This window comes from Aeromicrobium fastidiosum (assembly GCF_017876595.1).
GTDB lineage: Bacteria > Actinomycetota > Actinomycetes > Propionibacteriales > Nocardioidaceae > Aeromicrobium > Aeromicrobium fastidiosum.
Genome location: NZ_JAGIOG010000001.1, coordinates 1,406,432 through 1,419,880, shown reverse-complemented (window position 1 = coordinate 1,419,880; position 13,449 = coordinate 1,406,432). Strand labels below are relative to the sequence as shown.

Sequence of the window (13,449 nt, the reverse complement as noted above, 5' to 3'; positions counted from 1 at the left end):
ACGTCCACTACTGCCGGCCCGTCTCGGCCGTGAACGGAGCACCGATGAACCGATCGCCGATCCCGAAGGTCGCGCTCTCGATGCTGACCTTGGTGCCCGGTGGCATGGGCGGCAGCGAGACGTACGCCCGTGAGCTCACCCGGCAGCTGGCCGGATCCGACGGTGCCGACGTCACCGCGTTCGTGCCCGAGAACGTCCGCGACTTCAGCGGCGGGCTCCTCGAGACGCAGGTTCCCGGCATCACGGCCGGCCCCTCGACCAAGGACCGTCTGCGCGTCGCGGCTTCCGCCACGGTCCGCCGGTCGAGCCTGCAGCGACTCTTCGCCGACTCCGACGTCGTCCACTACCCCTTCACGGTCCCGCTGCCAGCACCGCCGCGAGGCACAGGTTTCGTGCAGAGCCTCCTCGACGTCCAGCACCTCGAGCTGCCCGAGCTCTTCTCCCGGGCCGAGCTCCTCTATCGCCGACGCTTCTACCAGGGCGGTGCACGCAGAGCCGACCGGATCATCACGATCAGCGAGTTCGCACGGGAGCGGATGATCGACCGTCTCGGCATCCCGCCCGAGAAGGTCGTCGTCGCGCACCTCGGGGTCGACGTGGCCGACTACGAGCCGAACGCCGGAGCGCGCGAGCACTTCGTGCTCTACCCCGCCCGCGGCTGGGCGCACAAGAACCACGCCCGGCTCGTCGCGGCGATGGAGATCGTCCGTCGCCAGCTCCCCGACCTCCGACTCGTCCTGACCGGCGGCGGGTTGGACGACCTCGGGCCCCTCCCCGACTGGGTCGACCGGAAGGGACTCGTCGACCTCTCCGAGCTGCGTGAGCTGTACCGCCAGGCGTCGGCGATGGTCTTCCCCAGTCTCTACGAGGGATTCGGGCTGCCCCCGCTGGAGGCCATGGCGTCCGGGTGCCCCGTGGCCGCCTCCGACGCAGGCTCGATCCCCGAGGTGTGTGGCGACGCCGCGGTCCTCTTCGACGCGCTCGACGTCGACTCCATCGCCGAGGGCGTCGTCGCCGCGATCACCCGGTCGGACGAGCTCTATGACCTCGGCCTGCAGCAAGCGGCGCGCTTCACGTGGGAGAGCTGCCGAGACGTCCACCTCGACGTCTACCGGAGCCTGTCGTGACTGATCGGGCGCTGGTCACCGGTGCGAACGGGCAGGACGGGAGCTATCTCGTCCAGCAGCTCCTGGCTGCCGGCGACGAGGTGGTGGGGATGTGCCACTCGCAGGAGGGTGCCGAGCGGCTTCGCAGCGAGCACCCCGGCGCCAGCGCTATCGCCTGTGACCTCTCCGACGATCTCGGCATCCAGCGCGTCGTGCGCGACGTGGCACCCAGCCGCATCTTCAACCTTGCCGGCAACACGTCGGTCGCCCGGTCGTGGGAGCACCCCGCCGACACGGCCGACGTGCTGGGCATCGGACCGGTCCGCATCTTCGACGCAGCCTGGAAGCTCTCGCAGGAGACCGGCGACCCGGTCCGCGTGCTGCAGGCCTCGAGCGCGGAGATCTTCGGGAGCGCCACCCAGGTCCCACAGGACGAGCTGACCCTGCGGCGACCCGTCACGCCCTACGGTGCCGCCAAGAACTTCGCCCACGAGATGGCGGCGGTGTACCGCGCGCGCGGCATGCACGTCAGCTCCGCGATCCTCTACAACCACGAGTCGCCCAGTCGTCCCGAGACGTTCGTGGCGCGCAAGATCACGATGGCCGTCTGCGACATCGTGCGCGGACGCCAGGACGTGCTGGCCCTCGGCAACATCGACGTGCAGCGCGACTGGGGATACGCCCCCGACTACGTCGACGCGATGGTGTCGATCCTGTCCCACGACGTCCCGGGCGACTTCGTGGTGGCCACTGGCGAGTCGCACACCGTCCGAGAGTTCGTCGCCGAGGCCTTCGCGTGCGTCGGAGTCGACGACTGGCAGGACCTCGTCGAGATCGATCCGCGCTTCTACCGGCCCGCCGATCCGGAGCAGCTGGTGGGCGACTCCTCCCGACTCCGGTCGATCGGGTGGAGTCCGACGGTGACCTTCCAGGAGCTCGTCAAGATCATGGTGGAGGCCGAGCTCGCCCGCGGGTGAGCTCGCCCATCCACCAGACCCGACCAGCCGCCCTACCGCGAGTCGCGACCCCAGCCGGCCAGGCGGCCGTGCCTGCCGACGGCCCGCAGTCGAGCCTCGGTGGCCTCGCGGACGGACCGCTCGGCCACGACCAGCAGGTCGTCGTGCACCGCGATGCGGTCGGTGCGGTGCGGCACGAACGTGCGATCGTCCCGCACGATCAGCGAGATCGACGCACCGACCGGCAGGCGCAGCTCACCGACCTCGACCCCTGCGAGTCGAGAGCCGCTCGGGACGCGGATCTGCAGCAGATCGGCCGACACCCGCTCGAGCGGTGCGGCCTCGACCTCGACGTCTCGCGCCTCGTCGGTGAGCACGCCGCACGCCGCCGCCAGCTGCGCGAGGGGCGCAGCCTGCAGCAGGGTGTAGATCACGACGGCCACGAAGACCACGTTGAAGAGATCTCGTGAGCCGGCGACCCCCGCCGACAGGGGGATCGTCGCCAGCACGATGGGCACCGCGCCGCGGAGCCCGGCCCACCCGACGAAGACCTGCTCGCGCGCGCTGCGGCCGAACCAGACCGCACACGCCATGACGGTCAGCGGACGCGCGACGAAGGTCAGGATCGCGCCGATCACGAGCCCGTGCCAGACGTGCCACCACTGCAGCTCGTCGGGGCTCGCGAGCAGGCCGAGCATGACGAACAGGCCGATCTGCGCCAGCCAGCCGATGCCCTCGACGAACGAGCGCGTCGCGGTGCGGTGCGGCAGGTCGGCGTTCCCGAGGATCAGCGCCGCGACGTAGACCGCCGCGAAGCCGCTCGCGTGCACGCCGGCCGCGGCACCGTAGGCCAGCACCGCGAACGCGAAGACCACGAGTGGATAGAGACCCGAGGCCGGCAGGGCGACCCGGCGCAGCATGAAGGCACCGAGCCAGCCGATCGCGATGCCGATCAGCGCGCCGACCACGAGCTCGAAGACGATGAGCCCCACGAGGTACCCGATGCCCTTGTCGGCGACCTCGCCCGCACTGATCGCGACGACGAGGACCACGATCGGAGCGTCGTTGAGGCCGGACTCCGCCTCGAGCGATCCGGTCACCGACGACCTGAGCGGGACGGTGCGCAGCACCGAGAACACGGCCGCGGCGTCGGTGGGCGTCAGCACCGCGGCGATCAGCACCGCGAGCTCCCACTCCATACCGAGCAGGAGGTGCGCCCCGAGGGCGACGACCAGCACGCTGATCGCCGACCCGAGGGTCGCCAGCAGCAGGCCGTACCCGAGGTTGGGACGGACGTGCTCCCACTTGGTCGTGAGTCCGCCCTCGGCCAGGATCAGCACGAGACCGCCGAAGCCCAGCGCGTGCGCGAGCTCGACGTCGGCGAACTCGATGCCGAGTCCTGAGCTGCCGAGGACGAGCCCGAGGGCGAGGTAGACCAGCAGCGAGGGCAGGCCGATGCTGACTGAGAGGCGGACGGCGAGGATCGCGAGGATCAGCACGCCCGCGCCCACCAAGAGGTACTGATCGAGCTCGTGGACGTCCACCGACCCTCCTCCGTGCGCTCGACCGAGCCCTGATTCTATCGGTCGACGAGAGGCTGTCGGACCGGTTCGGGTGGCGGTGGACGGCTCGCTCCTATTGGCTGTCACCGTGGACCGACGCAGCATGCTGACGCTCGTCGCGCTCGGCGCGGTGGCGGCGTGCACGCGGGCCCGTGACGACGGACGGGCCGCACCCGACGAGCAGGAGGACGGCGTGGAGACGATCCGGTACGGCGACCATCCCGCGCAGCGTGCTGAGCTGTCGCGGCCGCCCGGTTCGTCCAAGGGGGTCGTGGTCGTGATCCATGGCGGGTTCTGGCTCGACCGGTACGACCTGTCGCTCGGGCGTCCGCTCGCGGCCTCCCTCGCGGAGCAGGGCTGGACCGCGTTCAACATCGAGTACCGCCGGGTCGGCGACGGCGGCGGGTGGCCGCAGACGTTCGACGACGTCGCCGCCGCGATCGACGCGCTCGCGGAGGTCGAAGGGCTGGACACCACGAAGGTCGTCACGCTGGGGCACTCGGCCGGCGGTCACCTCGCGGTGTGGGCGGCCGGCCGTCCGCAGCTCACAGGCTCACCGTGGACCGCTCCGGCGGTGCCGGTCACGGCCGCGATCTCGCAGGCCGGGGTGCTCGATCTGACGGCCGCGACGGCCGACGACCTCGGCGGAGGGGCCGTGCAGCGCTTCATGGGCGGGATCGTCGACGACCGCTACGCCCAGGCCGACCCGACTGCGGTCATCCCGCTGGCGGTGCCGGTGCGGTGCGTGCACGGTCGGTCGGACGACAACGTCCCGCTCAGCCAGTCGGTCGACTACGTCGACCGCGCCCGGGCGGCCGGGGCCGATGCCGAGCTCACCGAGGTCGACGGCGACCACTTCGTGGTCATCGACCCGACGTCCGAGGCCTGGGCCCTCACGCTGGAGATCCTGGAGACGTTGTGATCTACGGGCTGCTGGTGCTGGTCTTCCGGATGCTCAACGCCGTCGGCGGCCACCGGACGACACGGGTCGGCAGCGGACGCCTTCCGGCAGCGGGCGGCGCGGTGCTGGCGATCAACCACACGAGCTACGTCGACTTCACGTACCTCGGCATCAGCGCGCGGTCGGTGGACCGCCGCCTGATCCGCTTCATGGGCAAGGCCGAGCTGCGCCGCAACCTCGTCGTGCGGTGGCTGATGTGGGGCTGCCGGGTCATCCCCGTCGACCGGTCGGCCGGCCACGGCGCCTACGTCGCGGCCGTCGACGAGCTGCGGGCGGGCGAGGTCGTCGGCATCTACCCCGAGGCCACGATCAGCCGCAGCTACGAGATCAAGCAGCTCAAGACGGGCGCCGCCCGCATGGCGCTGGAGGCCGGGGTGCCGATCGTGCCCTGCATCGTGTGGGGCTCGCAGCGCATCTTCCCCAAGGGCGGGGCGAGGCACCTGGGGCGAACCCGCACGCCGGTCATGGTCTCCGTCGGTGACCCGCTGCCGCCGGTCGGCACGCCCGACGAGCTCACGGCGACGCTGCACGCGTCGATGACCTCGCTCCTGCACGCGGTGCAGGACGCCTACGGCCCCCACCCCGGCGGGGAGCCGTGGGTGCCGGCCCGACTGGGCGGGTCCGCGCCCACCTTGGCGGAGGCCGACGCGCTCGACGCCACGGGGCGCTGACGACGACGGGCGCACCGACCAGCGTGTGGTCGGTGCGCCCGTCGGGCCTGGGGGCTCGCCCTCAGTGCTTGAAGGCGTCCTTGACGTTCTCGCCGGCGCTCTTCAGGTCGGACTTGGTCTGATCGCCCTTGCCCTCGGCCTCGAGCGACTCGTCGTCGGTCGCCTTGCCGGTGGCTTCCTTGATCTTGCCCTTGGCGTCTTCGGCCGCGTTGCTGATCTTGTCTCCGAGTCCCATGGGGGGCTCCTTTCGTCGACTGGTTCCGCGGTACCCGCCGTCGCGCGCCCCAATCACTCCCGGGGCTGAGAACTGCCTGAGGTTGCAGGGGTCGCCTCGTGATGACGGCGGCCGTGGGTGCGCCGGTCCTCCTTCATCTCCGCCTCGAACAGGTGCGAACGGCCATCCACCAGCGCGGTGCGGGCCGCCCGCTCGTGCTCCTTGAACGCGGCGTAGTAGCCGTCGTCGTACTCCTCGACGACCTGGAACGACCAGCGACCCTCGAGGATGTTGCGGCCCACGAGATCGGTCTCGACCGCGTCGGCGAGCTCGGCGTGACCCGCCTCGCGGAGCAGGTCGACGGCCTCGCCCAGCGCCAGGTCGGCGGTGCCGCAGCGGCGGTGGAAGGCGTAGAGGTGACCTCGCGCCTCCTCGACCGTCTCGAGCGCCTCGCTCAGCTTGCCCAGGGCCTCGACCGTCCGGTCGCTGACGCCGTCTGGTCGCACGTGGTCGTCATCGGGTGAGTCGCTCATTCCCTCACGCTAGGACGGAACCGTCCGCGCGGCACGTCAGGCGACGCGACGCTCGCTCTTGGCGGCGTACAGGCGTCTGTCGGCCCGTTCGAGCATCGACTCGACCGTGTCGTCGGGCTTGGCCATCGCGACACCGAACGACCACGAGCCGGGCGACGCCTCGGCCAGCCGGTGGGCCATGGTCCCGGCCTGCTCGAGCGTGGTCTCGGGCAGGACGAGCAGGAACTCGTCACCGCCCGTGCGCCCGATGGTGTCGTTGCGGCGAACGGCACCGAGCCAGTGCCGCGTGATCGAGACCAGCAGGTCGTCGCCGGCGCGGTGGCCGAAGGTGTTGTTGACCTCGCGCAGCCCGTCGAGGTCGACCGCGATGACCGAGACGGGCACCTGTCGGCGACGCGATCGCCCGAGCTCGCGGTCGAGCACCTCGGTGATGCCCCGCCGGTTGAGCGTGTCGGTGAGGGGGTCGGTGCGGGCCACGCGGTCCATGCGGTGCTTGATCCGCGCGAAGACCTCGGAGGCCACGACGCTCTGCACGACGATCGAGGCGGCGAACGGCACGACCGTGGAGTCACCGTGCTGCACGATGGCCGCCGACCACCACGCGATGCCCGCGTAGAGGACGACGCGACCGACGACGGGGTGGAGGAACCACACGGTGTAGATGCCCGCGATCGGCAGCACGGTGCCGTTGGCGAAGGCACCGAGCATCAAGTGGGTCGTCCACGTGAGGCCACCGATCGTGAACAGCTTGATGCCCGACATCACGAGCGCCTCGGTCGTCGTGAGGCGTGCGCCGCGCACCAGCGTCCACACCAGGAAGACCAAGGAGACCGCCGCCAGCGTGCCGATGACCCAGCGCGGGTTCTTGTTGGGCTCCCAGGTCAGCAGACCCACGACGAGCAGCGCCGAGCCGGCCCCGTACATCGCAGCAGTGACCGCCGTCAGAGGCGGCAGTCCCAGCAGCCACTCCCTCGGCCGCGCCAACTTCAGTTCCATGGTGTGAGCTCCCTGCCGAGAATCCTAGGAGCCATCAGCCACCGCTGCACCCCTCGCGACGAGAACCATCCGACCGGGCCAGGCGGGCTAGTCCCGATGGGCCCGGACGACCTCCGCCATCCGACCGATCGCGTCACCGAGGATCGTCGGCGACGTCGCAAAGTTCAGCCGGACGTGTCCCGCACCACCGATTCCGAACGGCAGACCTGAGTTGAGCGCGACCTTCCCGCCCGCCAGGAACGCCGCTGCGGGATCGTCGCCGAGACCGAGATCTCGGCAGTCCAACCAGGCGAGGTAGGTGGCCGATCCGCCACCCCACCGGACGGCCGGGAGGTGCTCGGCCAGCAGGTCGGCCAGCAGACGGCGGTTGTCTGCGAGGTCGGCATGGACGGCGTCGAGCCACGCCGAGCCCTCACGCAGGGCGGCCGTGTGCGCGATCATCCCGAGGTGGCTGGGCCCGTGCGAGACGATCTCGGGCAGCTGCTCGAGATCGGCCGCTGCGGCCTCGCCTGCGACGATCACGGCGGCCTTGGCCCCGGCCAGGTTGAAGGCCTTCGACGCCGAGGTCACGACGAAGGCGTCCTCGGTGCCGTCGAGGCTCAGGTAGGGCACGAATCCGGTCGGCACCAGCGGGCCGTGGATCTCGTCGACGACGACGCGCACCCCGTGCCGACGCGCCAGCGACGCGACGGCCAGCAGCTCGTCCCGCGTGTGGGTGACGGCCGTCGGGTTGTGCGGGTTGCACAGCAGGTAGGTCACGCGGCGGCCGCCGGCACCTGCCTGCCCGAAGGCGCGATCGAGCCCGTCGAGCTCGAGCCGGCCGTCGTCGCCCAGGGGAGCCGCGACGACGACCCGTCCGGCGTGCTCGGTGAAGCCGAAGAAGGGTGGATAGACCGGCGGGTTGACCACGACCGGGTCCCCGGGACCGGACACCAGCCGGACGGCCTCGGACACACCGGTCATGACGTCTGCCGCGTACGCGGTGCGACCGGGATCGAGCCCGTGCCAGCCCCAACGGTCGGCGGCGAAGGCCGCGAACGCCTCCGCGTACTCGTTGCCGTGGGGATAGCCCGTGTCACCGGCCTCGATCGCCGCCACCAGCGCCCCCGTGACCGCCGCCGGCGGCAGCACGTCCATCTCGGCCACCCACAGCGGCAGGACGTCGGACGGGTACTCGCGCCACTTGATGCTGGTGCGGCGGCGAAGAAGTTGCTCATTCAGGTCGCGGAGGGGGTGCAGCGGGCGCATGCTTCCATCATCGTCCGCGACGTGACCGACGTCCTGTTGCGGGACGAAGTCCAAAGTGTCACTCTGAGTTACATACCGAGTGAACACCTGTGCACCGAAGGAGGACGCCCATGACCGCCCCACTCATCGAGCGATCATCGGCGCTTCGCCAGCTCCGCCGGCTCGGCAAGGCCATGACGACGCCGCTGCTGCCCGATGACTACCTGGCGCTCATCAACCCGCTGTGGTCGCAGCGCGAGCTGCGCGGTCGCGTCGAGAAGGTCGTGCCCGAGACCGAGAACGCCGCGACCCTCGTGATCCGGCCCGGCTGGGGCTGGACGTTCGACCACGCGCCCGGCCAGTACATCGGCATCGGCGTCGAGATCGACGGCCGCTTCCACTGGCGCTCCTACTCGCTGTCGTCGGTGCCGCTCGTCGAGGGCAAGACCGTCAGCATCACGGTCAAGGCGATGCCCGAGGGCTTCTTGTCCGACCACCTGGTCAACGGCCTCGAGCCGGGCACCATCGTGCGCCTGGCCTCCCCCCAGGGCGACTTCACGGTGCCCGACCCGCCACCCGAGAAGATGCTCTTCCTGGTCGGCGGCAGCGGCATCACGCCGGTCATGTCGATCCTGCGCACGCTCGACCGTCGCGGGTCGATCCCCGACGCCGTGCTCGTCTACTCCGCCCGCAACGAGGACGACATGATGTTCGTCCACGAGCTGCGGGTGCTGGCCCTGCGCTACACGAACTTCACGTTCTACGAGCGCTTCACCGATGCCGACGGCATGCTGACGGCCGACCAGCTCGACGACGTCTGCCCCGACTGGAGCGACCGGACGACGTGGGCCTGCGGCCCGGCCGGCATGCTCGACGCCTTCACGCAGCACTACGAGACGTACGGGCTGTCCGACCAGATCCACGTGGAGCGGTTCACGCTGGCCGCCGCGGGAGGCTCCGCCGCCGGCGGAGAGGTCACGTTCGGCGTCGGCGGACCGACGGTCGACGTCGACGGTGCCACCACGCTGCTCGAGGCCGGCGAGAAGGCCGGCGTCAACATGCTCTTCGGCTGCCGCATGGGCATCTGCCACACCTGCGACGTCCCCCTGGCCTCCGGCCGCGTGCGCGACCTGCGCAGCGGCGACGAGCACGGCGAGCCCGGCGAGTACATCCAGACGTGCGTGTCGGTCGCGGCCGGCGACTGCACGCTCTCCCTCTAGACACCGCACAGCACCACCACGCACCCGCAGCACGATCCAACCCACCGAAGGAGAACCAGCATGGCGTTCTCAGACGTCCGTGAGTACACCCACCTGACCGACGAAGAGGTCGAGGCGATCGGTGCCGAGCTCGACGAGATCCGGCGCGAGGTCGAGGCCTCACGCGGCCAGGCCGATCGCGACTACATCCTGCGCACCATCACGCTGCAGCGTCGCCTCGCGGCCGCTGGACGCATCACGCTGTTCGCGAGCTTCTTCCCGCCCGCATGGCTGCTCGGCACGGCCCTGCTGGGCTCGGCCAAGATCCTCGAGAACATGGAGCTCGGCCACAACGCGATGCACGGCCAGTGGGACTGGATGAACGATCCCGAGATCCACTCGTCCAACTGGGAGTGGGACACGACCCAGCCCGCCGAGCAGTGGAAGCACTCGCACAACTACATCCACCACCAGTTCACCAACGTGCTCGGCCACGACAACGACATCGGCTACGGCATCCTGCGCATGTCGCGCGACCAGAAGTGGCACCCCGTCAACCTCGGCCAGCCGGTCTACAACGCGCTGCTGGCCCTGTTCTTCGAGTGGGGCGTCGCGCTGCACGACCTCGACATCGAGGCCATCCGCAAGGGCGAGAAGGATCCCGAGCTGCTCAAGAAGCAGCTCAAGCAGATCGGCAACAAGGTCGGCAAGCAGTCGCTCAAGGACTACGTCATGTATCCCGCGCTGACCGGACCGTTCTTCCTGCAGACGCTGACGGCCAACTTCACGGCCAACATCATCCGCAACATCTGGACGCACGGCATCATCTTCTGCGGCCACTTCCCCGATGGTGCGGTGCACTTCACCGAGGAGGAGCTCGAGGACGAGACGCGTGCCGAGTGGTACCTGCGCCAGATGCTCGGCTCGGCCAACTTCAATGGCGGCAAGCTGCTGCACATCATGAGCGGGCAGCTCGGCTACCAGATCGAGCACCACCTGTTCCCCGACCTGCCCAGCAACCGCTACGCGGCGATCTCGGTCAAGGTCAAGGATCTCTGCGCGCGCTACGACATCCCCTACACGACCGGACCGCTCTACAAGCAGTACGGGCAGACGCTGCGGACGATCCTCAAGCTGTCGCTGCCGAACCGTCGCACGAGCGACAACCCGGCACCCGTGCCGGAGCGGGCACAGCGCCGCCTGCGCGATGACCAGCGCCCCACGCGGCGTTCGGAGCTGGGCAAGTGGTCGGGCGCGGCGTCGGTGTGACGGCGGGGCTCGCCGGGCGTCCGACGCTCGGCGGGCTCCCCGTGCCGTTCGCGTGCGAGGACGACGGGGGCGCGCTCGACCACTCCCACGTCGTCAAGAAGCGGGCCATCCGGTGCGCCCTCAGCCGGGTCTGCGGCATCTGCGGCGAGCCCCTGACCCGTCCTGTCGCGTTCATCGGCGGCTCGGAGGAGGCGGAGGCCGGCGCGTTCGACTTCCCGCCGACGCACCTGCACTGCGCCCAGGAGGCTCTCGACCTGTTCGCGCCGATCGGTGGACGTCACCTCGGCCACGCCGAGCCGCCGCTGACGTGGGCGATCGTCACGACCGGCGGCTTCGACCTGATCAGGCCGACCCGCCGCGGCGACCCGGTGCACTTCCGCCCCAACTCGGTGCTGGAGACGCAGCTCGTCGACTGACGCTCCCCCTCCCCGATGGGCCTGACGTTTTTGCAGACACGCCGACGGCGTGTTGGTCAGAACGTCAGGCCCAGCGGGGTGGGGGTCAGACGGCGTTGGTCAGGGCTTCGTGCTCGGCGTCGCTCAGCTCGATCGCGGCTGCGCCGATGTTGTCCTCGAGGTGCGAGATCGTCGACGTGCCGGGGATCGGGAGCATCACCGGCGACCGCTTGAGCAGCCAGGCCAGGGCCAGCTGCGACGGGGTCGCATGGTGCTCGGCAGCGAGCTTCTCGAGGGGTCCGCCGTCCTTGACCAGGCCGCCGGTCGCCAGCGGGAACCACGGGATGAAGGCGATGCCCTCGGCCGTGACGTGGTCGAGCAGCGGCTCGGCCGACCGGTCGGTCAGGTTGAACAGGTTCTGGACCGACACGATCTCGGCGGTCTTCTGCGCCTCCTGCAGGTCGGCGACGTCGACCTCGCTGAGACCGATGTGCCTCACCTTGCCGGCGTCCTGCAGCTCCTTCAGCGCGCCGACCTGGTCGGCCAGCGGCACGTCGCGGTCGATGCGGTGCAGCTGGATGAGGTCGATCCGCTCGAGGCCCAGCTTGCGCAGGCTCAGCTCGACCTGCTGCTTGAGGTAGGCGGGACGCCCCACGGGCACCCACTCGCCGGGACCGGTCCGCGTCAGGCCGGCCTTGGTCGCGATGACGACGTCGTCGGCGTACGGGTGCAGCGCCTCGCGGATGATCTGCTCGGAGACGTCGGGACCGTACGAGTCGGCCGTGTCGAAGAACGTGACGCCGAGCTCGACCGCGCGCCGCAGCACCGCGACCGCCTCGGCGCGGTCGCGGGGCTCGCCCCACACGCCGTCGCCGGTGATCTGCATCGCGCCGTAGCCCAGACGCGTGACGGGCAGGTCTCCGCCGAGCTGGAAGGTGCCGGACGGGGTGGCAGAAAGTGTCGACGTCATACCGAGGTCAATCGGGTCCGGCCACGGGATATTCCGTCGGCTACTTCCAGATGCGGACGTAGTCGACCTTGGTCGTGCCGATGTCGGGCGTCTTGTCGGTCGGCACGTTGCCGTACTCGCCGTCGCCGACGCCGAGACCCTGCGTCAGGAGCAGCTTGAACTGTCCCTCGAACGGCAGCTTGAGGTCGTCGGAGATCTCGTGCGTCAGGCAGGTCTGGCCGTTGTACGCGATCGACATCGTCGTGGCCGTCCACTCCAGCGTGTAGGTGTTGAACGCGGTGGGGTCGGCGATGAAGCAGTAGTTGTTGGTGACCGAGGGATCGGTGGATCCGTAATGGATGTACGGGATCGCGCGGCCGTGCCACCGCGAGTAGTACTCGGCGATGTCGATCTCGCCCGACATCGGCCAGGTGGCGGTCGGGTCAGCGGGGAACATCCACAGCGCACTGTGGTGCCCAGCCACCGTCGTCGCCGGGAAGGCGGCACGGATCTCGAACCGTCCGCGCGACTGCGCGAAGGCGTCGTTGAGGATGACCGACCCGGCGGTGTGGTCGAGGTTCTCGTCGCCCTTGCGTGCCCCGGCGCAGGGCTGCGCGCTGCTGAGCTTGCGCACGGTCAGCGACAACGCCCCGCTGCCGACCGCGATGTTGCGGGGGTCGTCGACGAAGCAGTCGTGCCCGATCTGGTAACCGCTCGTCGAGGTCTCGACGGGGGTCCACTTCGACCGGTCGAGGGTCGTGCCGGAAAAGTCGTCGAAGAAGGTGCAGGTCCACGCAGTGCCGTTCGCCTTGACCAGCGAGGCGTCGTAGCAGCCGGAGCTCGTGCGGGTCAGGCTGGACGGGGCCGGCACACGCGTCACGGCAGGTGCCGGCGTGGGCGGCGGTACGTAGGACGGAGCCGGTGCCGGAGAGACGACCGGGGCCGGCGTGAGACGCAGCGTGTAGCTGTGGCGCTTGACGCGCTTGGCCGAGAGCTTGCCGGAGACACGCTGGCGGTACGACACCTTGGTGGTGACGCGGTACGTGCCGGCGGGCACCTTGGCGCGGCGGACGCCCCGGGCGACCCAGGTGGACCCGCGCTTGACGTCGACCCTCGCCGACAGGACACGGACGTTCTTGCCCGCGGAGTACCGCGGCACGACCGTCGTCATCGCGCCAGCGGGCACGACCCGGGACGAGACGGCCTTGACCGTGACAGGCGTTGAAGCGGCCTCCGCCGGAGCCTGCACGACGGCTGTGCCGAGCGCCACCCCGAAGACCGTCGCGGCAATCGCGCAGGCGCGTGAGCGCGCTCGGTGCGCCCTCCTGTGAATACGACTCATCCCTGGTGCCCCCACCCCTGTGACAGGGGGAGAACGGATGCCCCGCACACAGCCCCGCGCCTCGACGGC

General features: G+C 70.2%; 14 protein-coding genes. 7 read left to right on the top strand and 7 right to left on the bottom strand.

What is annotated here, in order from left to right; translation table 11 throughout:
* The first annotated feature begins 44 nt into the window (after positions 1 to 44).
* Together JOF40_RS07010 and JOF40_RS07005 are read left to right on the top strand one after the other, a co-directional pair.
* On the top strand, positions 45 to 1,127 hold the full coding sequence (locus JOF40_RS07010) for a glycosyltransferase family 4 protein (RefSeq protein WP_129181364.1): 1,083 nt from the start codon (positions 45 to 47) through the stop codon (positions 1,125 to 1,127).
* Complete coding sequence (locus tag JOF40_RS07005; RefSeq protein ID WP_129181362.1) at positions 1,124 to 2,083, top strand: GDP-mannose 4,6-dehydratase; 960 nt, start codon at positions 1,124 to 1,126, stop codon at positions 2,081 to 2,083. Before JOF40_RS07010 ends, JOF40_RS07005 begins: the two co-directional genes overlap by 4 nt.
* A gap of 32 nt (positions 2,084 to 2,115) precedes the next feature.
* On the opposite strand, the gene JOF40_RS07000 is transcribed toward JOF40_RS07005, so the two are convergent.
* Complete coding sequence (locus tag JOF40_RS07000; protein ID WP_129181360.1) at positions 2,116 to 3,606, bottom strand: potassium/proton antiporter; 1,491 nt, start codon at positions 3,604 to 3,606, stop codon at positions 2,116 to 2,118.
* Positions 3,607 to 3,712: 106 nt separating this feature from the next.
* Here JOF40_RS07000 and JOF40_RS06995 point away from each other — a divergent pair, with 106 nt between their 5' ends.
* Positions 3,713 to 4,546 carry an alpha/beta hydrolase family protein gene (locus JOF40_RS06995; protein ID WP_246152793.1) on the top strand — a complete coding sequence of 278 codons (834 nt, stop codon included), beginning with the start codon at positions 3,713 to 3,715 and terminating at the stop codon, positions 4,544 to 4,546.
* Entirely contained in the window at positions 4,543 to 5,256 is a 714-nt protein-coding gene (locus JOF40_RS06990) for a lysophospholipid acyltransferase family protein (RefSeq protein ID WP_223148462.1), read from the top strand. The genes JOF40_RS06995 and JOF40_RS06990 overlap by 4 nt, the downstream gene beginning before the upstream one ends.
* 61 nt (positions 5,257 to 5,317) lie before the next feature.
* Here JOF40_RS06990 and JOF40_RS06985 read toward each other — a convergent pair whose 3' ends face one another.
* From JOF40_RS06985 to JOF40_RS06970, 4 genes are all read right to left on the bottom strand, one after another.
* The gene (locus tag JOF40_RS06985; protein WP_119702968.1) at positions 5,318 to 5,491 is read right to left on the bottom strand and encodes a CsbD family protein; all 174 of its coding nucleotides are present in this window, start codon (positions 5,489 to 5,491) and stop codon (positions 5,318 to 5,320) included.
* A gap of 53 nt (positions 5,492 to 5,544) precedes the next feature.
* The gene (locus JOF40_RS06980; protein ID WP_129181358.1) at positions 5,545 to 6,003 is read right to left on the bottom strand and encodes a hypothetical protein; all 459 of its coding nucleotides are present in this window, start codon (positions 6,001 to 6,003) and stop codon (positions 5,545 to 5,547) included.
* A 36-nt stretch (positions 6,004 to 6,039) separates the two neighbouring features.
* The gene (locus JOF40_RS06975; protein WP_129181356.1) at positions 6,040 to 6,999 is read right to left on the bottom strand and encodes a GGDEF domain-containing protein; all 960 of its coding nucleotides are present in this window, start codon (positions 6,997 to 6,999) and stop codon (positions 6,040 to 6,042) included.
* Positions 7,000 to 7,086: 87 nt separating this feature from the next.
* Positions 7,087 to 8,247: a MalY/PatB family protein gene (locus JOF40_RS06970; protein WP_129181354.1), complete on the bottom strand. Its 1,161-nt coding sequence runs from the start codon at positions 8,245 to 8,247 to the stop codon at positions 7,087 to 7,089.
* 110 nt (positions 8,248 to 8,357) lie between these two features.
* Between JOF40_RS06970 and JOF40_RS06965 the strand changes: the two genes are divergently transcribed.
* Genes JOF40_RS06965 through JOF40_RS06955 form a run of 3 tightly spaced genes read left to right on the top strand, consistent with a single transcriptional unit; the run spans position 8,358 to position 11,110 of the window.
* Complete coding sequence (locus JOF40_RS06965) at positions 8,358 to 9,446, top strand: ferredoxin reductase (RefSeq protein ID WP_129181352.1); 1,089 nt, start codon at positions 8,358 to 8,360, stop codon at positions 9,444 to 9,446.
* A 60-nt stretch (positions 9,447 to 9,506) separates the two neighbouring features.
* Positions 9,507 to 10,694, top strand: a complete 1,188-nt coding sequence (locus tag JOF40_RS06960) for a fatty acid desaturase family protein (RefSeq protein WP_129181350.1) — start codon at positions 9,507 to 9,509, stop codon at positions 10,692 to 10,694.
* Positions 10,670 to 11,110 carry a hypothetical protein gene (locus JOF40_RS06955; protein ID WP_129181348.1) on the top strand — a complete coding sequence of 147 codons (441 nt, stop codon included), beginning with the start codon at positions 10,670 to 10,672 and terminating at the stop codon, positions 11,108 to 11,110. The genes JOF40_RS06960 and JOF40_RS06955 overlap by 25 nt, the downstream gene beginning before the upstream one ends.
* Positions 11,111 to 11,195: 85 nt before the next feature.
* Here JOF40_RS06955 and JOF40_RS06950 read toward each other — a convergent pair whose 3' ends face one another.
* Positions 11,196 to 12,059, bottom strand: a complete 864-nt coding sequence (locus tag JOF40_RS06950) for an aldo/keto reductase (protein WP_129181346.1) — start codon at positions 12,057 to 12,059, stop codon at positions 11,196 to 11,198.
* A 40-nt stretch (positions 12,060 to 12,099) separates the two neighbouring features.
* On the bottom strand, positions 12,100 to 13,308 hold the full coding sequence (locus JOF40_RS06945; RefSeq protein WP_188111712.1) for a glycoside hydrolase family 16 protein: 1,209 nt from the start codon (positions 13,306 to 13,308) through the stop codon (positions 12,100 to 12,102).
* Between the last annotated feature and the right edge of the window lie 141 nt (positions 13,309 to 13,449).

What these genes read in the sequence shown, in the direction of transcription:
- JOF40_RS06980 (WP_129181358.1), bottom strand. Translation starts at nt 6,003, where the DNA reads ATGAGCGACTCACCCGATGACGACCACGTGCGACCAGACGGCGTCAGC.
- JOF40_RS06975 (WP_129181356.1), bottom strand. Translation starts at nt 6,999, where the DNA reads ATGGAACTGAAGTTGGCGCGGCCGAGGGAGTGGCTGCTGGGACTGCCG.
- JOF40_RS06985 (WP_119702968.1), bottom strand. Translation starts at nt 5,491, where the DNA reads ATGGGACTCGGAGACAAGATCAGCAACGCGGCCGAAGACGCCAAGGGC.
- JOF40_RS06965 (WP_129181352.1), top strand. Translation starts at nt 8,358, where the DNA reads ATGACCGCCCCACTCATCGAGCGATCATCGGCGCTTCGCCAGCTCCGC.
- JOF40_RS07010 (WP_129181364.1), top strand. Translation starts at nt 45, where the DNA reads ATGAACCGATCGCCGATCCCGAAGGTCGCGCTCTCGATGCTGACCTTG.
- JOF40_RS06950 (WP_129181346.1), bottom strand. Translation starts at nt 12,059, where the DNA reads ATGACGTCGACACTTTCTGCCACCCCGTCCGGCACCTTCCAGCTCGGC.
- JOF40_RS06960 (WP_129181350.1), top strand. Translation starts at nt 9,507, where the DNA reads ATGGCGTTCTCAGACGTCCGTGAGTACACCCACCTGACCGACGAAGAG.
- JOF40_RS06970 (WP_129181354.1), bottom strand. Translation starts at nt 8,247, where the DNA reads ATGCGCCCGCTGCACCCCCTCCGCGACCTGAATGAGCAACTTCTTCGC.